Consider the following 15,560-nt stretch of genomic DNA (forward strand, 5'->3'; position numbering starts at 1 on the left):
GCGAAGCTGCGGATCCGTTTTAGCGATTAGTTTGCGCTATAAGGTAACGATGAGTGGTGCAGCACAATCCGGACTTTACCGTCGTCGCCTTTGCGAAATCCCCAGGTTTTGTCGACTTTGGTGACTTTTCCGTCCTGGTCGGTCAGCATCACATGCCCCATGGTCAGCGCCAGGTCGCCGTTAATTTGCACACCGGCATTTTTATATTCGTACTTGGTCCAGCCTTTTAAGGCGAAGCCTTTGTCAGGAAACTGTGGGTTCCCGCCAACAAAGTAGGCCAGTGCGCCGGCATAGGTTGTGCGAAACGTTGTATCGCCACTGGCCAGTGTTGGTTTAAACAATACCGGGCCCAGATTGTAACCATAGGCCTGGTCTAACACTTGCCGGGCTGTCGCTGTGGCTTTTTCAATACCACCGCTGCGATGATCACTGCTGATTTGAATTAACGCCTTCCCCCAGGCATCTTGCGCGGCTTTCACATCGGCAGCGGTGATGTTGTGGTTCAGCTCTGCGGCTAGCAGGCTGCTGCTAAAAAGTGTGCTGGCGATCACGAGCTGGCGGGCAGAAAACAAAGACCTGTTCATAACTTAACTCCGGTAGTGGAAACTGCAGCCATGTTAGGGCAACGCTACAGTCAGGCCGCCGTCAGTCAAGTGAAAAGCGCCTGTCACCAAGATGAATTATTTCTGACAATCGGAACAGGCAAGAGCTGACGCTGATACTGGATACATATCAGCGCTTTGGCAGATTATTGGCTGTCACCGGTCAACGCCGCCGGATCCATCCAGAATACTTCCCAAAGATGACCGTCTAAATCCAGTACGCTGCGGCTGAACATAAAACCGTGATCTTGTGGTGGATTTACATCGACTTTGCCGCCCTGTGCGCCCGCTGTGGCAACAAATTGATTGACAGCATCAATGCTGTCGGCATTCAGTGCCAGCATCACTTCGCTGCTGCCCTGAGCAGGGATGGGCCTGGTTGTGAAGGTTTGCCATTTAGCATGGGTCAATAGCATGACAAAGATGCTGTCGCTCCACACCATGCAGGCTGCAGTCGCATCACTGAACTGCATATTCTGGCTAAACCCAAGCGCCTGGTAAAAGCTGATGCTGGCGGTTAAATCCAACACTGGTAAATTGACAAAAATCATCCGCGACATAAAACACTCCTGTTTGTGATTGCCCGTCAATAAAATTCAAATTCGCTGTACAAGCTCATCAACAGCTTGTGCAAACAGTTGTCGATGAGCAGCGCTGATTTTCGACAAACCGGTGTTTAATATTGCAGATGTTTAATAAAAAATGCTGATGCACTTAAAACCAGTCTGGTGATAAAAACGGGATTAATGCCAGGATCAAAGCCTGCTGATACACGCTAGTGCGACTGAGTTTATGCTGTGTCAGCAGGCCAATCGCGCCGCCTGCTTGTTTGATGTTTTGCGTGCCGAACAGGTCATCCATCACATCACCAAGCTCATCGCCTTGTTGCAGGCGTTGCACCGCCAAAGCCGGCAATTGCAGCGATGCGGAGCGGGCGCGGCCGTCGCGTTTGCCATCGGTGATGCGCATCCAGGCGAATGTCATGCCATCGTCTAATCCGGCTTCAATCGCCACATAAAAATCCGCCGGTTGCTGTTGCAGTTGCAGCTGTAAATTATGCAGGCGGTTGTCGGCGCCGAGCAGGGTTTCGGCGGAGCTCATCGGCTGTGCGGCGACTCCCGATTCGGTTTTATAGCCGCTGATCTGGCATTGCACATCTGGAAACGCCAGCGCAAAGGCCTCGCGTACGGCGTTGATTTTGGCGGGATTGGTCGATGCAACTGCGATCTGCCATGACATACTGAGGTTCCTTCACACAAAAACGCAGAGTATACCGGCCTGTTATCCAGCTTGCATCTGTCCCGCTGTGGTTGGTCGGATTTCTGTTTTGGGCTACTTTGTGTTTACATAGATTTTACCCTGAACCCGCCACTTGCCGGAGCCCGCTGATGGAAACTCAATACCCGCTGACCGATTTTGTTGAATTTAGCCCTGCTGAGCTGCAACAACGCGCAAGCGATCATCTGGCGCTGATGCAGCGTCGCCATACTATCCGCAGTTTTTCTGACAAACCGGTGCCACGGCAGGTGATTGAACAGCTAATTCAGGTGGCGGCCGGCGCGCCGAGTGGCGCCAATCATCAGCCCTGGCATTTTGTCGCAATCAGCGATCCGGCGGTAAAACAACAAATCCGCCACGAAGCAGAGTTACAGGAAGCTGGTTTTTACAGTGGCCGCGCCGGCGATGAATGGCTCAATGCATTAAAACCACTTGGCACCGACGCGCATAAGCCGTACCTTGAAACAGCGCCATGGCTTATTGTGATTTTTTCGCAAAAACGCGGTGGCATCGACAATAACGACAGCGACACCAATTACTATGTGCATGAATCTGTGGGCATTGCCACCGGCTTTTTGATCCAGGCGGCGCATCAGGTTGGTTTAGTGTCGTTAACTCATACGCCAAAACCAATGAGTTTTTTAAGCAAAATCTGTGGCCGCGATAATGATAACGACCGGCCATATATGTTGCTGGTATTGGGTTATCCGGCAGCCGACGCTACAGTGCCGGCGCACGCATTGAAGAAAAAGCCGTTTGACCAAATCTGCACTGTGGTTGAATAAAACCTCAGACAGCCACACCAGCCATAACTTAACCGCCAAAAAAGCCGCCTGCGGCAGGAGAACACGATGCGCAATGATGGACTAAGCCGACTGGATCAGCATTCCTGGTTATTATTGCGGCTGACGCTGGCTGGTTTATTGGCCGCACATGGCTGGGCTAGGTTGCTCGGTGGTGGCGTGGTGCCTTTTGGTGAATGGTTGCAAACACAGGGCCTGCCGGCCGGGTTTTATCTGGCCGCCGCAGTTACCGCTTATGAGATTATTGCCACGGTACTGTATGCGTTGGGGAAATGGGTCTGGCCGCTGACCCTTGGTTTTGTTGGCATCTACAGTACTGGTCTGTTAATGGTGCATGCGCCATTTGGCTGGTTTGTCGTTGGTGCCGGCCGCAACGGCATGGAATACAGTGTGCTATTGATTGTGACTTTGTGTTGTGTCGGTTATCGGGCATATGTTGCCGGCAAACAACGTGACGGCCAGTTTTAATGGCTGTTGCTGCGGGCCAGCGAGACACTGATTAGCAACGTCAGCACTAAAAAGCCGCTGGACACCCACAAACAGGCGGGGAGTCCGGCGGTCTGATATACAGCACCGGACAACAGGGTGCCAACTAACCGGCCCATCGCGTTGGCCATATAATAAAAACCGACATCCAGCGATACGCCATCCCGGCCGGCCAGCCGCACAATCAGGTAACTGTGCAAGGCTGAATTTACCGCAAACACCGCGCCAAACAACATCAGTCCGCCAATCAATATCCACAGCGGCTCGCCGCTATAAACCATGCCAATACTGATGAATAACGGGATGCTACATAAGACTGCGGCCCAGCGCACTGCGGCGAAAATACCCGCGCGCTGATCAGTCGGATCAGCGACAGCACGACCGGTGAATACCGGAGCCAGCGCCTGCACCATGCCATAGCCGATGACCCATACAGCGAGAAAGCTGCCAATCGCCGTTTGCGACCAGCCGGCAGTCGTTGCCAGATACAACGGCAGCGCAATCACAAACCAGACATCGCGGGCGCCGAATAAAAACAGTCGTGCCGCAGCGAGCTTGTTTATCGCCGGGCTTTTGGAAAATATTTCTTTGAATTTGGGTTTGAATTTACTTTTGCCTAAATCGCGTTGCAGCAAAAACAAGCTCAGGCCCCAGATCAACGCCAGCGCAGCGGCCATCGCGGCAATGGCGCCCTGAAACCCAAACAGGGTTAACAACAGACCACCGAGGAAAAAACCAACACCTTTGAGCGCATTTTTGGAGCCGGTCAACAATGCAACCCATCGATATAACGCACCCTGTGCATCGTCTGGCAGCAGCAACTTCAGCGAACTTTTGGCGCTCATTTTATTCAGATCTTTGGCGATACCAGACAATGCCTGCGCCGCCATCACCCAAACAACGGTCAGCAGCGGTGCCGGCAACAGCAACATCGAAAGCGCCACGACCTGCAACAATAATCCGATGTTCATTGTTTTATTCAGGCCAACGCGCGCACCCAACCAGCCGCCGACCAGATTGGTGATAACACCAAACAACTCGTAAAACAGAAATAACGAAGCGATGGCCAGTGGTGTAAACCCAAGCTGATAAAAATGCAGCACAATCAACATGCGCAGTGCACCGTCGGTCAGCGTAAAAGCCCAATAATTGGCGGTGACCACGGCGTATTGACGCAGGGCCGCGTTGGCGGTTGCACTGGTTGGGGTTGTCAAAGGCATGTCCTTCCGTTTAAGCCTGACCGACCAGTCTGGCCAGTTCAACGGTGCGGTTGGCATAACCCCATTCATTGTCGTACCAAGCATAAATCTTCAGCTGGGTGCCGTTGACGACTATCGTCGACAGCGCATCAATAATGCAGGAACGTGGGTCGGTTTTATAATCGACCGATACCAGCGGCCGCTCTTCGTAACCCAAAATGCCTTGCAGTTCACCTTCGGCCGCGGCTTTGAGCAGGCCATTAACTTCTTCGGCGCTGGTGGCACGCTCCAACTCAAATACACAATCGGTGAGGGACGCATTAGCCAGCGGCACCCGCACGGCGTGGCCATTCAGCCGGCCTTTGAGCTCCGGAAAGATCTCGGTAATGGCGGTGGCCGAACCCGTGGTGGTTGGGATCAGGCTGCTGCCACAAGCGCGGGCACGGCGTAAGTCTTTGTGTGGCGTGTCCAGAATCGACTGGGTGTTAGTTAAATCATGAATAGTCGTGATAGAACCATGTTTGATGCCTAAGTGCTGGTGGATCACTTTGACCACAGGCGCCAGACAGTTGGTGGTGCAGCTGGCTGCCGTGACGATGCGATGGATAGCCGGGTCAAACAGCTGCTGATTGACGCCCATCACCACGTTGAGTACGCCGGGTTCTTTCACCGGCGCACTGACTACCACGCGCTTGACGCCCTGGTCCAGATAAGCTTGCAACAATGCCGTCGTTTTCATCTTGCCGGAGGCTTCAATCACCAGATCACAGCCAGACCAGTCGGTGTCGGCGATGGATTTATTGGCACTGACCTGAATGGTTTTGCCATTGATCCGGATGCTTTCACCTTCGGCGCTGGCTAAATGGGACCAACGACCATGCACCGAATCAAAATTCAGCAAATGGGCGAAAGTGGCGGCGTCTGCCGCCGGGTCGTTGATCTGGACAAATTCCAGTTCCGGCCAGTCAAATGCGGCCCGCAGTGCCAGTCGGCCGATCCGGCCAAAGCCGTTAATTCCTACTTTAATCGTCATTGTTGTTGCTCCAGAAACAGTCTCAGAGTGCGTTGAAATAGGCCAGATGCGGTGCCAGTGTTAATGCATAAGGCCGCAGCGCCTGAACCCGTTGTTTGGCTTCAATTTTATCCAGCCCGAGTTCCAGCAAAATTTGCGCGGCAACAAGTCCGGTGCGGCCTGAACCGCCTTTACAGTGGATGGCAACTTTCTCGCCCTGACGCAATAACTCGTGCACATAGGCGCTGGCCTGTTGCCAGTTTTGTGCAAAAGCCAGCCCTGGCGCCTGATCGTCTTCAACCGGGCAATGAAACCAGGCGAGGTCCAAAGTGCGGCATTGCGCCGGCAAGTCGGCAACCTGCAACTGCTGCAGCTCGTGGTCCGGTGTCAGTGTTATTACCGCTTTGGCGCCGGCGGCTTTCAGTTCAGCCAGTGAAGTGGCCAGCGCGACACCTTTGGTGCCGGGGCAGGGCGTAAACAGCAAGGCTGCGGTCGCGCTGGTGCCGGGATTAATCAGCAGTTCGTCAAAAGGGTGGTGCATTATCATTCTCCATCAACAGTGTTTTTAACTGACAAACCAGTGGCGGGTTCTATTGGCTACGGCCACCAGTGACAACATCACCGGAACTTCCACCAGCACGCCGACGACGGTGGCAAGCGCGGCACCGGAGTGCAGACCAAACAACGAAATAGCCACGGCGACCGCCAGTTCAAAAAAGTTGCTGGCGCCAACCATGCCGGCCGGCGCCGCAATATTGTGCGGCAGCTGCAATTTATAACCAGCAAAGTATGTCAGCGCAAAAATGCCATAGGTTTGCAGCAACAGCGGGATGGCAATGAGCACGATGGCCAATGGCTGCGTCAGAATGGTATGGGCCTGAAAACCAAACAACAATACGACTGTCGCGAGTAAACCAAAGACCGACCAGGGCTTAATCTGCGACAACAACAGGTTCAGCTGCTGCGGTGGCCGTTTCGCAAAGACTTTACGGGTCAGCACGCCGGCGCAAAGAGGGAGGACAACATAAAGCAGCACGGACAACATCAACGTGGACCAAGGTACTTTGATGTCAGCGACGCCCAGTAACAGGGCACTGATTGGTGCAAAGGCAAAGATCATAATGATGTCATTGACGGACACCTGAACCAGCGTGTAATTGGCGTCGCCTTTGGTCAGCTGACTCCAGACAAACACCATCGCTGTGCACGGTGCAACACCTAATAAAATCATGCCGGCGATGTATTCTGTTGCAGTGTTCGGATCGACCCAGTCGACGAACAATACGCGGAAAAATAACCAGCCGAGCAGCGCCATGGTAAATGGCTTAATCAGCCAGTTCACGACCAGCGTCAGCACAATGCCTTTGGGTTTTTTGCCGACATTTTTCAGCGCGCTGAAGTCAATTTGCACCATCATTGGATAAATCATTACCCAGATAAACAATGCAATCACCAGATTGACCTGGGCAAACTCCAGTGCCGCGACCGCCCGGAACCAGGCGGGCAGTATCTCACCGGCTACGACTCCGACCACCATCGCAAGCGCGACCCAGACCGATAAATAGCGTTCAAATAATCCCATGATTGCTCCAGCTGCTAACGGAGTGAGGTAAGCGGATAAGCCTGTGCCATGGCCGCAATTTTACTGCTGTCTGCTTGTTATCGCCTGTGCTCACGACCTGGCTTGCGGCCAGATTCACGGGCAACATGACCGCGTCCGCTCCGGTCTTTCCCCCATGCTGCACAGATTGGTCAGCAGCGGTGTGAGCAACGGCTGATTCTGCTGCAGGGTCTGGCTGATGCTGTCAGCGGCCCAGCCCGGTAAAGCGGGATTGAGCCGGTAAAACACCCACTGACCCTGGCGGCGGTCCAGTAAAAGTTGTGATTTTCGTAACATCGCCAGATGGCGGGAGATTTTTGGCTGCGATAGATTTAACGCCGTGGTCAGCTCACAGACACAAAGTTCACCTTCACGGGCAATCAGCAAAATCGTCTGCAGTCGGGTTTCATCAGCAAGTAATTTAAAAAATTCAACAGGTTGCATAGACTCCCTCAGCAACTAAACTCTTTGTCTAATACATCTGGATAATCATATATGCGTTTTATCATATGTTTTACCGGCGATATGTCAATAGTTTCACAAATCGCCGGCGCTATCTGTGCGACAGCGCAATAAAAAAGCCGGCTTGCGCCGGCTTTTTTATTGCAGAGATCCAAACTGAATTATTCAGCCAGACCGACGTAGACGTGTTGGACGTCATCGTCATCTTCAATCGCTTCAAGGAAGTGTTCGACTTCAGCCAAGGCTTCTGCCGACAGTGTCGCCATGCTAACCGGGTTATTCGGTTTATAAATCAGCTTGGCGGCAGACACAGTAAACCCAAATTCTGGCAGCGCTTTGGCAACTAAATCCAAATCGGTCGGCTCGGTGTAAAACACCGCATCGCCTTCTTCACCGGCTTCAAAATCTTGTGCACCGGCTTCAATCGCAGCCATTTCGATATCGGCGTCTGCATTGGCAGGAGAAGCGTCAATCTGACCTAAGCGTTTGAAATCCCACGATACTGAGCCAGAGGAGCCCAACTGACCTTTGCGGAATAACACGCGGATACTTTGTGCTGAGCGGTTTTTGTTGTCAGTCAGACATTCGACAATTACCGGCACCTGATGCGGTGCGAAACCTTCATAGACGATATGTTCGTAGTTCACTGGGCCGTCGAGCAGACCGGCGCCTTTTTTGATGGCGCGTTCCAGTGTTTCTTTTGGCATCGATGCTTTGCGTGAGGCTTCAATCGCCATGCGCAGTTTGGAATTCATTGCCGGATCAGCGCCGTTGCGCGCTGCAACCATGACTTCTTTTGCCAGTTTGGTAAAAAGTTTGCCTTTTGCCGCGGAGGCATCAGCTTTGTGTTTGGATTTCCATTGCGCGCCCATGGCTGCTCTCTCACTTATTTTAACTTCGGAAAAAACCGCCGTAGTCTAGCCAATCCAACAGTCTGAGGCAACATTACTGACCGGCTGTGGTAGACTGCTGCGGTCTTTTTCTGGAGTAGTGATGATGAAACTGGTGTCTTTAATTTCTGTAGCCTCGGTGTTGTTGGTTGGGCTTACGTTGCAACCAACGTTGGTACGGGCAGAAGAACCGGTTGCGGCCGCTGTGGCAGCGACCACCGATGTTGAAGCGACGATGAAAAAAATTGGCTTCAATTTTAAGCAGGCCATGCAGGCGACTGAAGTGCCGGTGATGCAGGAAAAAGTGCTGGTGATGGCTGAACTGGTTGCATCGGTGCAGGCATATCAGTTTACCCCTGAGAAACAGGTGGTATTTCAGCAGGGGCTCGACAAAGTGGCCGCGCAGCTGACGCTGGTACTGGGCGCTTTAGCCAAACAAGATTTGGCAACCGCCAAACAACTGCTGGGCGAAGTCGACAGTCTGAAAAAGCAATATCATAAAGAACGGTCTCCATCGTTCTGGCAGTTAATTTTTGGTGGCTAATCTACCACTACGTCAAAATGGTTATAAAAATAATCATATATATTTCAATAGATTAATTTAATTCAGCTATAAAATTTGCAACCTTAATTTGCCTTCAGGTTGCTTTAAGTTTCCCCCGCCAGAATCAGCAACATCAGAGAAAACCTGTGGAGAGGTTGAAATGACTGCTGCTGTAACTCTATCCCCGGTTGAATACCTGCCGCCACTGGCTTTCAAAGATTGTCAGTCTGGCGTTGCGACCGACAAGCAATCTGCACAACTGCTGTGGTGTGACCGTAATCACACCGAGCGCCACAGTCTGGAACAATTTATCGCCGGTGGCTTTGCTGCCGCGTACGATGCCCAAATCAGCCAATTTATGCCGCATTTACTGGCCGTCACGCTGCATGGTCAGTGGCAGGCGGTGCTGGGTATTCGCAGCGGTCTGGCGCCACGTCTGTTTGTTGAACAATACCTCGATGCGGATATCTGCACAGTGCTGGCAGGTGCCGGCATTCAAACCCAGCGTGCGCAGGTCGCCGAGATTGGCAATCTGTACGCCAGCGGCCGTCAACAAACCTTATTACTGTTCATCGCGATGGCAGTTGCCTTGTATCAACAGGGTTACCGTCATCTGGTGTGCTGCGCCACACCGACAGTGATGTCAATGTTAAGCCGTCATGGCCTGCAGTTGAACGTGCTGGCGGAAGGCGACCCAAGCCGGTTAGGTGATGCCGCGGCCGATTGGGGCAGTTATTACCAGCGTCATCCGCAGGTCTGCCAGCTGGATTTAACGGCTGCTTACCAACTGATCATGGCAAAACCGCAGTTACAGCAAATGTTGAGTGGTTTTCTGCCCCTGCTGCAAAGCGCAGGCGCCAGCCTGTCTGAACAAGCCGGTCACTAAGGAGTCGCCTGATGAAGTTGAATTTTCCTGCCGGCGCTCGCCTGACTGATTTAGTCAGCGGGCAATCTCTGGATCAAACCGCCATTGCGGCCGCAGTGCTGGAGTGGCAGCAACTGCTGCAAGACCTGTCGGCCCGGCGTTTAGTGTTATGGGCTGATACCAGTCTGGATTGGGTGTTGTTAGATATCGCCTGTCTGCACAGCCAACAGTTATTCGTGCCAATGCCGCTGTTTGCCAGTCAGGGCCAGTTGGCCCATGTGTTGGCCAGCGTCGGCCCGGAGTTTTTATTCAGTGACCGTGAACTACCAACTGAAGCTACGCGCCAGCTTGGCCTGACTTTACGCGGTCGCTGCCGGAGCTTTTATCTGTACCAGACGTCGACTGAGCTACAGCAAAAAGCCTTACCGGTTCCGGCTGGCACGCAAAAAATCACTTTTACCTCTGGCTCAACCGGTCAGCCTAAAGGCGTCTGTCTGTCGGTGCAAACCCAGCTGAATACAGCGCAAAGCCTGGTTGAACGCATTGCACCACGGCTGCAAAACGTAACCCGCCCGCGGCATTTGTGCCTGCTGCCGCTGTCGTTATTGCTGGAAAATATCGCCGGCGTTTATGCACCGTTATTAGCCGGCGGTGAAGTGCTGCTGATGCCGGATGCCGGCCGTGGTTTTGCCGGCAGCAGTCTGGCCAATCCGCAACAATTACTGGGCCTGATTAGTCAGACCCAACCACATAGCCTGATCTTAGTACCGGAATTGCTGCAACTGCTGGTACAGGCGGCGCTAAAAGGCTGGCCAGTGCCTGCCAGCCTGCAGTTTATCGCGGTCGGTGGCGCCAAAGTGGCGGTCGACACCTTACGCCAGGCTGCAGCGCTCAAACTGCCAGTGTTTCAGGGTTATGGCTTAAGTGAATGTGGCTCGGTCGTCGCACTTTGCAGTGTCGACGCTGCACACGCCAGCGATGAAGCATTACAAAGCGCCGGCAAACCACTGGCGCATCTGGAAGTGCGTATTGAACAAGGCGAAATCCAGGTTAAAACGCCATTTCTTGGTTACATGGGACAAAGCGAGGCGCAAGCCGACGCATGGGTTGCCACTGGCGATTTAGGCCAGTGGAGTGCGGATGGCGATTTACAAATTCTGGGTCGGCGCAACAACTTATTGATTTCAAGCTTTGGCCGCAATATTTCGCCGGAATGGGTCGAAAGTGAACTGACTAAAACCGGTTTGATCCAGCAGGCTGTGCTGTGTGGCGATGCGAAACCTTATTGTGTTGCGCTGCTGTACGCCACCCCAACGGTCAGCGACCAGCAGCTGGCAGACTATCTTGACTGGCTGAATCAGCAGCTGCCGGACTATGCCCGCGTCGCACGTTTTCACCGGCTGAACTCGCCGTTGTCACAAGCGGAAGGCACCTTAACTACGAATGGCCGGCCACGCCGGGCCAGCATTGTGCAGATATATCAGCAACAGATCGCCTCCTTATACCCGGCGAACTGAACTACTGAACCTAATTTTTAGCGGACGACCGCTGTTTCCGGAGTGACTTATGAGCTTTTACCAGACTTTATTGCAAGCGACTGAACAAGACCGTCAATACCTGTTGGGCGCACCTATTATTGCCCGTTGCTTTCATGGCGATATCAGCCGCGATGACTATGTCGCTTTCCTGACGCAGGCCTATCACCATGTCAAACACACAGTGCCATTGCTGATGAGCGTTGGTGCCTTGTTACCGGAATCAAAAGAATGGCTGCGTGAAGCTGTGGCGGAATATATCGAAGAGGAACTGGGTCACCAGGAATGGATCCTGAACGATATCAAGCGCAGTGGTTACGACAAAGAAGTGGCGCGACACAGCACGCCGTCTTTTGCCACTGAAATGATGGTGTCTTACGCCTATGACATGGTGCGCCGCATTAATCCGGTTGGTTTTTTTGGCATGGTGTTGGTGCTGGAAGGCACGTCCACCGCGCTGGCGGAAAACGCGGCTGAAACCATCGCCACTAAGCTGCAGTTGCCAAAATCAGCGTTTAGTTACCTGACATCGCACGGTGCGCTGGATCAGGACCACATCAAATTCTATGAAAACCTGATGAACAAAATCGACGACCCGACTGATCAGGCGCTGATTGTGCACGCGGCGAAACGTTTCTACCGCTTATACGGCGATATTTTCCGCACCCTGACGCCAGAGCACGGCATCACCAAGCTGGTTACTAAAACGGATGCCGCGACAGAGGAGGCGGTCTGATGGAACTTCGTGGCAAAACGGTATTACTGACCGGTGCCAGCGGTGGTATTGGTCAGGCGATCGCACTGCAGCTGGCTGCTGCCGGCGCCCGTTTAGTGCTGGTCGCGCGCAATACGGCGCGTTTAGCCACGCTGCAGGCTGAGCTTGTGGCCAAACATCCGGCCGACCATCAGATTTTCAGCGCTGATTTGACCAATGCGCAAGAGCGACAAGATTTGCTGGCCTTTGTCCGCGACCTGCAAGGGATAGATCTGCTGATTAACAACGCCGGCATCAGCCAGTTTGGTCTGGTGGCGCAGCAGGATTATGCCACGCAGCTCAGCACCAACCTGCTGATGCCAATGTTATTAACCCAGACTTTGTTACCCGAATTACAGCGCAAATCCGCTGCGATGATAGTCAATGTCGGCTCCGCTTTTGGCAGCATCGGTTACCCGGGTTTTACCGGCTATAGCGCCAGTAAATTTGGCCTGCGCGGTTTTACCGAAGCGCTGAAACGTGAGCTGTCGGACAGTGCGGTGCAAGTGCTGTATTTCGCGCCACGCGCCACTGATACATCTATCAACAGTGATGCGGTGGTCGCGATGAACCGTGAACTTGGCAATCAGAGTGATAGCCCGGCTTTAGTTGCCGCGGCTTTGGTACAACAAATTCAACAGAATCAGGCACGGCGTTTTATTGGCTGGCCAGAACAATTATTCGTGCGGGTCAATGCAGTCCTGCCCGGTATCGTCGACAAAGCATTGGCCGCCAAGCTGGCCGTGATCCGTCGTTACGCGCAACTTTCCCAACCTTAAGGCTTATCACCATGAAAGTATCTATCAAACACTTATTCGCTGCTGTGACCTTATTTGCCAGTTCTACGGTGCTGGCCGATGTGTTGGCTGACATTAAACCACTGCAGGACCGCTGGGCCGAAGTGAATTACGCACTGCCGGAAGATGACCGCGAAAAAGCTTTTGCCGAATTGCTGGCTAATGCGGACAAAGTGGTTGGCGGTAACCCGGATAAAGCCGAAGCGCTGATTTGGCGCGGTATTATTAAATCAAGTTATGCCAATGCCAAAGGCGGTTTAGGTGCATTGTCAGTCGCTGAAGGCTCCAAAGCCGACTTAGAGCAAGCGCTTAAACTGGATCCAACAGCACTGCAAGGTTCGGCCTACACCAGCCTTGGCGTGTTGTATTCGAAAGTACCGGGCTGGCCAATCGGGTTTGGCGACAACAAAAAAGCCAAAGAATTGCTGTTAAAAGCGCTGGAGCAAAACCCACAAGGGATTGATCCAAATTACTTTTACGCCGATTATTTAGCAGGAAAACGCGACTGGGCAGAAGCTTTGCGTTATCTTGAAATTGCTAAAGCGGCACAGCCTCGTCCTGGCCGTGAAAGTGCCGATGCCGGCCGGCAGCAGGAAATTGCTGCGTTGCTGGCGAAAGTGCAGAAAAAATTGAAAAAATAATTGTCAGTCTTATATACCCAAAATCATTGAACATTCGGGCAGGCGAGCGAAGCCAACAACCCCGAATCTTCAAAGATGACGGGTATAAATACGGAGAACGGATGCGGGTATTATTAGTTGAAGATGATCAGGCACTGGCGCAAGGTGTACAGTTGGCGCTGACTGATCAAGGTTTTGCCGTCAATCATGTCAATACCGGTGCTGCCGCACTGTCCAGTATCCGCAGCGGCGATTGCGACGCTGTGGTGCTGGATTTAGGCTTGCCGGATATGGATGGCCTCGATGTGTTAAAACAAACCCGTCACAAATTCCCGCGTTTGCCGGTGTTGGTATTGACCGCCCGCGACGGCGTCGACGACCGCATTCGCGGCTTAGATTTAGGCGCCGACGATTATCTGGTCAAACCCTTTGCATTGCCCGAATTGTTCGCCCGGCTGCGCGTGATTGAACGCCGGCTGGGCACTGCCACCAGTCATCTAATCACCGTAGGACCAGTGGTGCTCGACAGCAGTGCCCATCAGGTGCAGGTTGATGGTGAAGCATTAACGCTGTCGCGACGTGAATATGTGCTGCTGAAGCTGCTGCTGGAATCAGCGGGCCGCATCAAAACCCGCGAACAAATTGAAGCCAGTCTGTACGCCTGGGGCGAAGAAGTCGCCAGTAATGCGCTTGAAGTGCATATCTCGAACTTACGCAAAAAGCTGCCCAAAGACTTTATCAAAACCGTGCGTGGCGTAGGTTACAGTGTGAGTGCGGCATGACTTCAATCCGGCGTTATCTGGTGACTTTACTCATCGCCTTGCTGACGCTGACCAGTTTTTTAGCCGCGCTGCAAAGTTACCGCCAAAGTAGCGCCCAAGCGCAAAAACTATTTGATGAAGATCTCAAAGCGCTGGCTGCCAGCGTGTTGGCGCCATATCAACATACCAATTCACAGACTGCGGCTAATATGGCGCAGGCCAATGCCATTCAGCTATGGCAGGGCGATCGTCTGCTTTACCACAGCGCCCAGACGCCAAACACTCTAGTCAGCCCGCAGGATGGTTACAGCGAGCAGAATTTTGCCGGTAAACGTTGGCAAACCTTTCGCCAGACGGTGGAAGATTTGACGGTGATTGTCGCGCAACCATTACAAGACCGGCTGGCTTTGTCTGATCAGGTGGTGCTGGCGTCGATTTATCCGGTGGTGCTGAGTTTGCCATTCCAGGCATTGCTGATTTGGCTGCTGGTGGGACGCGGCTTAAGGCCCTTGCTGGAACTGGCGCGGCAACTGACACAAAAAAAAGCTGATGATTTATCGCCACTAAAGCTGGAGCAGACGCCGCAGGAACTGGACCAGATGCTGTCGAGTACCAATCAGTTACTGGCGCGGCTGGATGACGCTTTTGCCCGCGAAAAACGATTTGCTGCCGATGTGGCGCATGAACTCAGAACGCCGCTGGCCGTATTACAGGTAAACCTGCACAATGCGCAGCAACGCTGGAGTGAGGCGGGTCTGGCCGATCCGGACCAGATCATGCCGGCTTTGCAAGATGGTGTCAGCCGGATGAGCGCGCTAATTGAACAAATCATGTTGTTAAACCGGACCAATCCGGCGCATTTTTCTGCCAAACTGCAGAAACTGGATTTAGCGGTGTTATGCCGCGACGTGGTGGCCGAGTTGTATCCGCAAATTGAACGGCGTCAACAGCAAATCGCGCTCGAAGGCGACGAGCAGGTTTTACTCGATGGTGACGCCTTTGCGCTCAAACTGTTATTGATCAATCTGGTGGGCAATGCCAGCAAATACACGCCAGAACAAGGCCAGATCCAGCTGACATTACAGCAAGAAGGGCAAAAAGTAAGGCTGTTGGTGGAGGATTCGGGCCCAGGGATTGCACCGGAGGAATATTCGCGGGTGTTTGAACGTTTTTATCGGGTCGGTGGGGACCGGCATCAGTCCGGCCAGCCCGGCAGTGGTTTGGGCCTTGCCATAGTGCAGGATATTGCCTTATTGCATCAGGGGAGTCTGACGCTTGGCCGTTCAGTGCTGGGTGGGTTAGCAGTGACATTGGAGTTGCCATTGTGCCATCAAAGCCATTTATAAGTCCGT

At 53.0% G+C, this 15,560-nt stretch carries 19 protein-coding genes; 10 read left to right on the forward strand and 9 right to left on the reverse strand.

The genetic code is table 11. The features are described 5' to 3' along the window. Positions 1-26 precede the first annotated feature (26 nt). From ACFFJP_RS06745 to yjjX, 3 genes are all read right to left on the reverse strand, one after another. Entirely contained in the window at positions 27-584 is a 558-nt protein-coding gene (locus tag ACFFJP_RS06745; RefSeq protein ID WP_377241734.1) for a metal-independent carbonic anhydrase family protein, read from the reverse strand. 164 nt (positions 585-748) lie between these two features. After that, entirely contained in the window at positions 749-1,162 is a 414-nt protein-coding gene (locus tag ACFFJP_RS06750; RefSeq protein WP_377241736.1) for a VOC family protein, read from the reverse strand. Between the two features lie 154 nt (positions 1,163-1,316). Further along, positions 1,317-1,841 carry an inosine/xanthosine triphosphatase gene (gene yjjX / locus ACFFJP_RS06755; RefSeq protein ID WP_377241738.1) on the reverse strand — a complete coding sequence of 175 codons (525 nt, stop codon included), beginning with the start codon at positions 1,839-1,841 and terminating at the stop codon, positions 1,317-1,319. A 149-nt stretch (positions 1,842-1,990) separates the two neighbouring features. On the opposite strand from yjjX, the gene ACFFJP_RS06760 reads away from it, so the two are divergent. Together ACFFJP_RS06760 and ACFFJP_RS06765 are read left to right on the forward strand one after the other, a co-directional pair. After that, entirely contained in the window at positions 1,991-2,665 is a 675-nt protein-coding gene (locus ACFFJP_RS06760) for a nitroreductase family protein (protein WP_377241740.1), read from the forward strand. 66 nt (positions 2,666-2,731) lie between these two features. Next, a complete protein-coding gene (locus ACFFJP_RS06765; protein WP_377241742.1) occupies positions 2,732-3,151 on the forward strand; it encodes a DoxX family protein in 420 nt (139 codons plus the stop codon). On the opposite strand, the gene arsJ is transcribed toward ACFFJP_RS06765, so the two are convergent. The 6 genes from arsJ to ACFFJP_RS06795 all read right to left on the reverse strand — a co-directional run bounded on the left by arsJ (position 3,148) and on the right by ACFFJP_RS06795 (position 8,314). Further along, positions 3,148-4,389, reverse strand: coding sequence for an organoarsenical effux MFS transporter ArsJ (arsJ, locus tag ACFFJP_RS06770; RefSeq protein ID WP_377241744.1), 1,242 nt, complete (start codon positions 4,387-4,389; stop codon positions 3,148-3,150). The two genes, ACFFJP_RS06765 and arsJ, sit on opposite strands and share 4 nt — an antisense overlap. Positions 4,390-4,399: 10 nt before the next feature. Next, on the reverse strand, positions 4,400-5,401 hold the full coding sequence (locus tag ACFFJP_RS06775) for an ArsJ-associated glyceraldehyde-3-phosphate dehydrogenase (protein WP_377241746.1): 1,002 nt from the start codon (positions 5,399-5,401) through the stop codon (positions 4,400-4,402). A 22-nt stretch (positions 5,402-5,423) separates the two neighbouring features. Beyond that, positions 5,424-5,921, reverse strand: coding sequence for a phosphatase domain-containing putative toxin (locus ACFFJP_RS06780; RefSeq protein ID WP_377241748.1), 498 nt, complete (start codon positions 5,919-5,921; stop codon positions 5,424-5,426). Between the two features lie 24 nt (positions 5,922-5,945). After that, a complete protein-coding gene (arsB, locus tag ACFFJP_RS06785) occupies positions 5,946-6,962 on the reverse strand; it encodes an ACR3 family arsenite efflux transporter (RefSeq protein WP_377241750.1) in 1,017 nt (338 codons plus the stop codon). Between the two features lie 114 nt (positions 6,963-7,076). Further along, a complete protein-coding gene (locus tag ACFFJP_RS06790; RefSeq protein WP_377241752.1) occupies positions 7,077-7,424 on the reverse strand; it encodes a metalloregulator ArsR/SmtB family transcription factor in 348 nt (115 codons plus the stop codon). Positions 7,425-7,603: 179 nt separating this feature from the next. Next, a complete protein-coding gene (locus ACFFJP_RS06795; protein WP_208930860.1) occupies positions 7,604-8,314 on the reverse strand; it encodes a YebC/PmpR family DNA-binding transcriptional regulator in 711 nt (236 codons plus the stop codon). Positions 8,315-8,435: 121 nt separating this feature from the next. Here ACFFJP_RS06795 and ACFFJP_RS06800 point away from each other — a divergent pair, with 121 nt between their 5' ends. The 8 genes from ACFFJP_RS06800 to ACFFJP_RS06835 all read left to right on the forward strand — a co-directional run bounded on the left by ACFFJP_RS06800 (position 8,436) and on the right by ACFFJP_RS06835 (position 15,554). Beyond that, positions 8,436-8,876 carry a cytochrome b562 gene (locus tag ACFFJP_RS06800; RefSeq protein ID WP_377241754.1) on the forward strand — a complete coding sequence of 147 codons (441 nt, stop codon included), beginning with the start codon at positions 8,436-8,438 and terminating at the stop codon, positions 8,874-8,876. 160 nt (positions 8,877-9,036) lie between these two features. Next, complete coding sequence (locus tag ACFFJP_RS06805; RefSeq protein WP_377241756.1) at positions 9,037-9,762, forward strand: thermostable hemolysin; 726 nt, start codon at positions 9,037-9,039, stop codon at positions 9,760-9,762. An 11-nt stretch (positions 9,763-9,773) separates the two neighbouring features. Continuing rightward, a complete protein-coding gene (locus ACFFJP_RS06810; RefSeq protein WP_377241758.1) occupies positions 9,774-11,258 on the forward strand; it encodes an AMP-binding protein in 1,485 nt (494 codons plus the stop codon). A gap of 49 nt (positions 11,259-11,307) precedes the next feature. Further along, positions 11,308-12,012, forward strand: coding sequence for an iron-containing redox enzyme family protein (locus ACFFJP_RS06815; protein WP_377241760.1), 705 nt, complete (start codon positions 11,308-11,310; stop codon positions 12,010-12,012). Then, on the forward strand, positions 12,012-12,809 hold the full coding sequence (locus ACFFJP_RS06820; RefSeq protein WP_377241762.1) for an SDR family oxidoreductase: 798 nt from the start codon (positions 12,012-12,014) through the stop codon (positions 12,807-12,809). Before ACFFJP_RS06815 ends, ACFFJP_RS06820 begins: the two co-directional genes overlap by 1 nt. 11 nt (positions 12,810-12,820) lie before the next feature. After that, entirely contained in the window at positions 12,821-13,468 is a 648-nt protein-coding gene (locus ACFFJP_RS06825) for a TRAP transporter TatT component family protein (RefSeq protein ID WP_377241764.1), read from the forward strand. A gap of 101 nt (positions 13,469-13,569) precedes the next feature. Then, positions 13,570-14,229, forward strand: a complete 660-nt coding sequence (locus tag ACFFJP_RS06830; RefSeq protein WP_377241766.1) for a response regulator — start codon at positions 13,570-13,572, stop codon at positions 14,227-14,229. Then, positions 14,226-15,554 carry a sensor histidine kinase gene (locus ACFFJP_RS06835; protein WP_377241768.1) on the forward strand — a complete coding sequence of 443 codons (1,329 nt, stop codon included), beginning with the start codon at positions 14,226-14,228 and terminating at the stop codon, positions 15,552-15,554. Before ACFFJP_RS06830 ends, ACFFJP_RS06835 begins: the two co-directional genes overlap by 4 nt. The last annotated feature ends 6 nt before the right edge of the window (positions 15,555-15,560 follow it).

It is taken from the genome of Rheinheimera tilapiae (assembly GCF_042432165.1).
GTDB lineage: Bacteria > Pseudomonadota > Gammaproteobacteria > Enterobacterales > Alteromonadaceae > Pararheinheimera > Pararheinheimera tilapiae.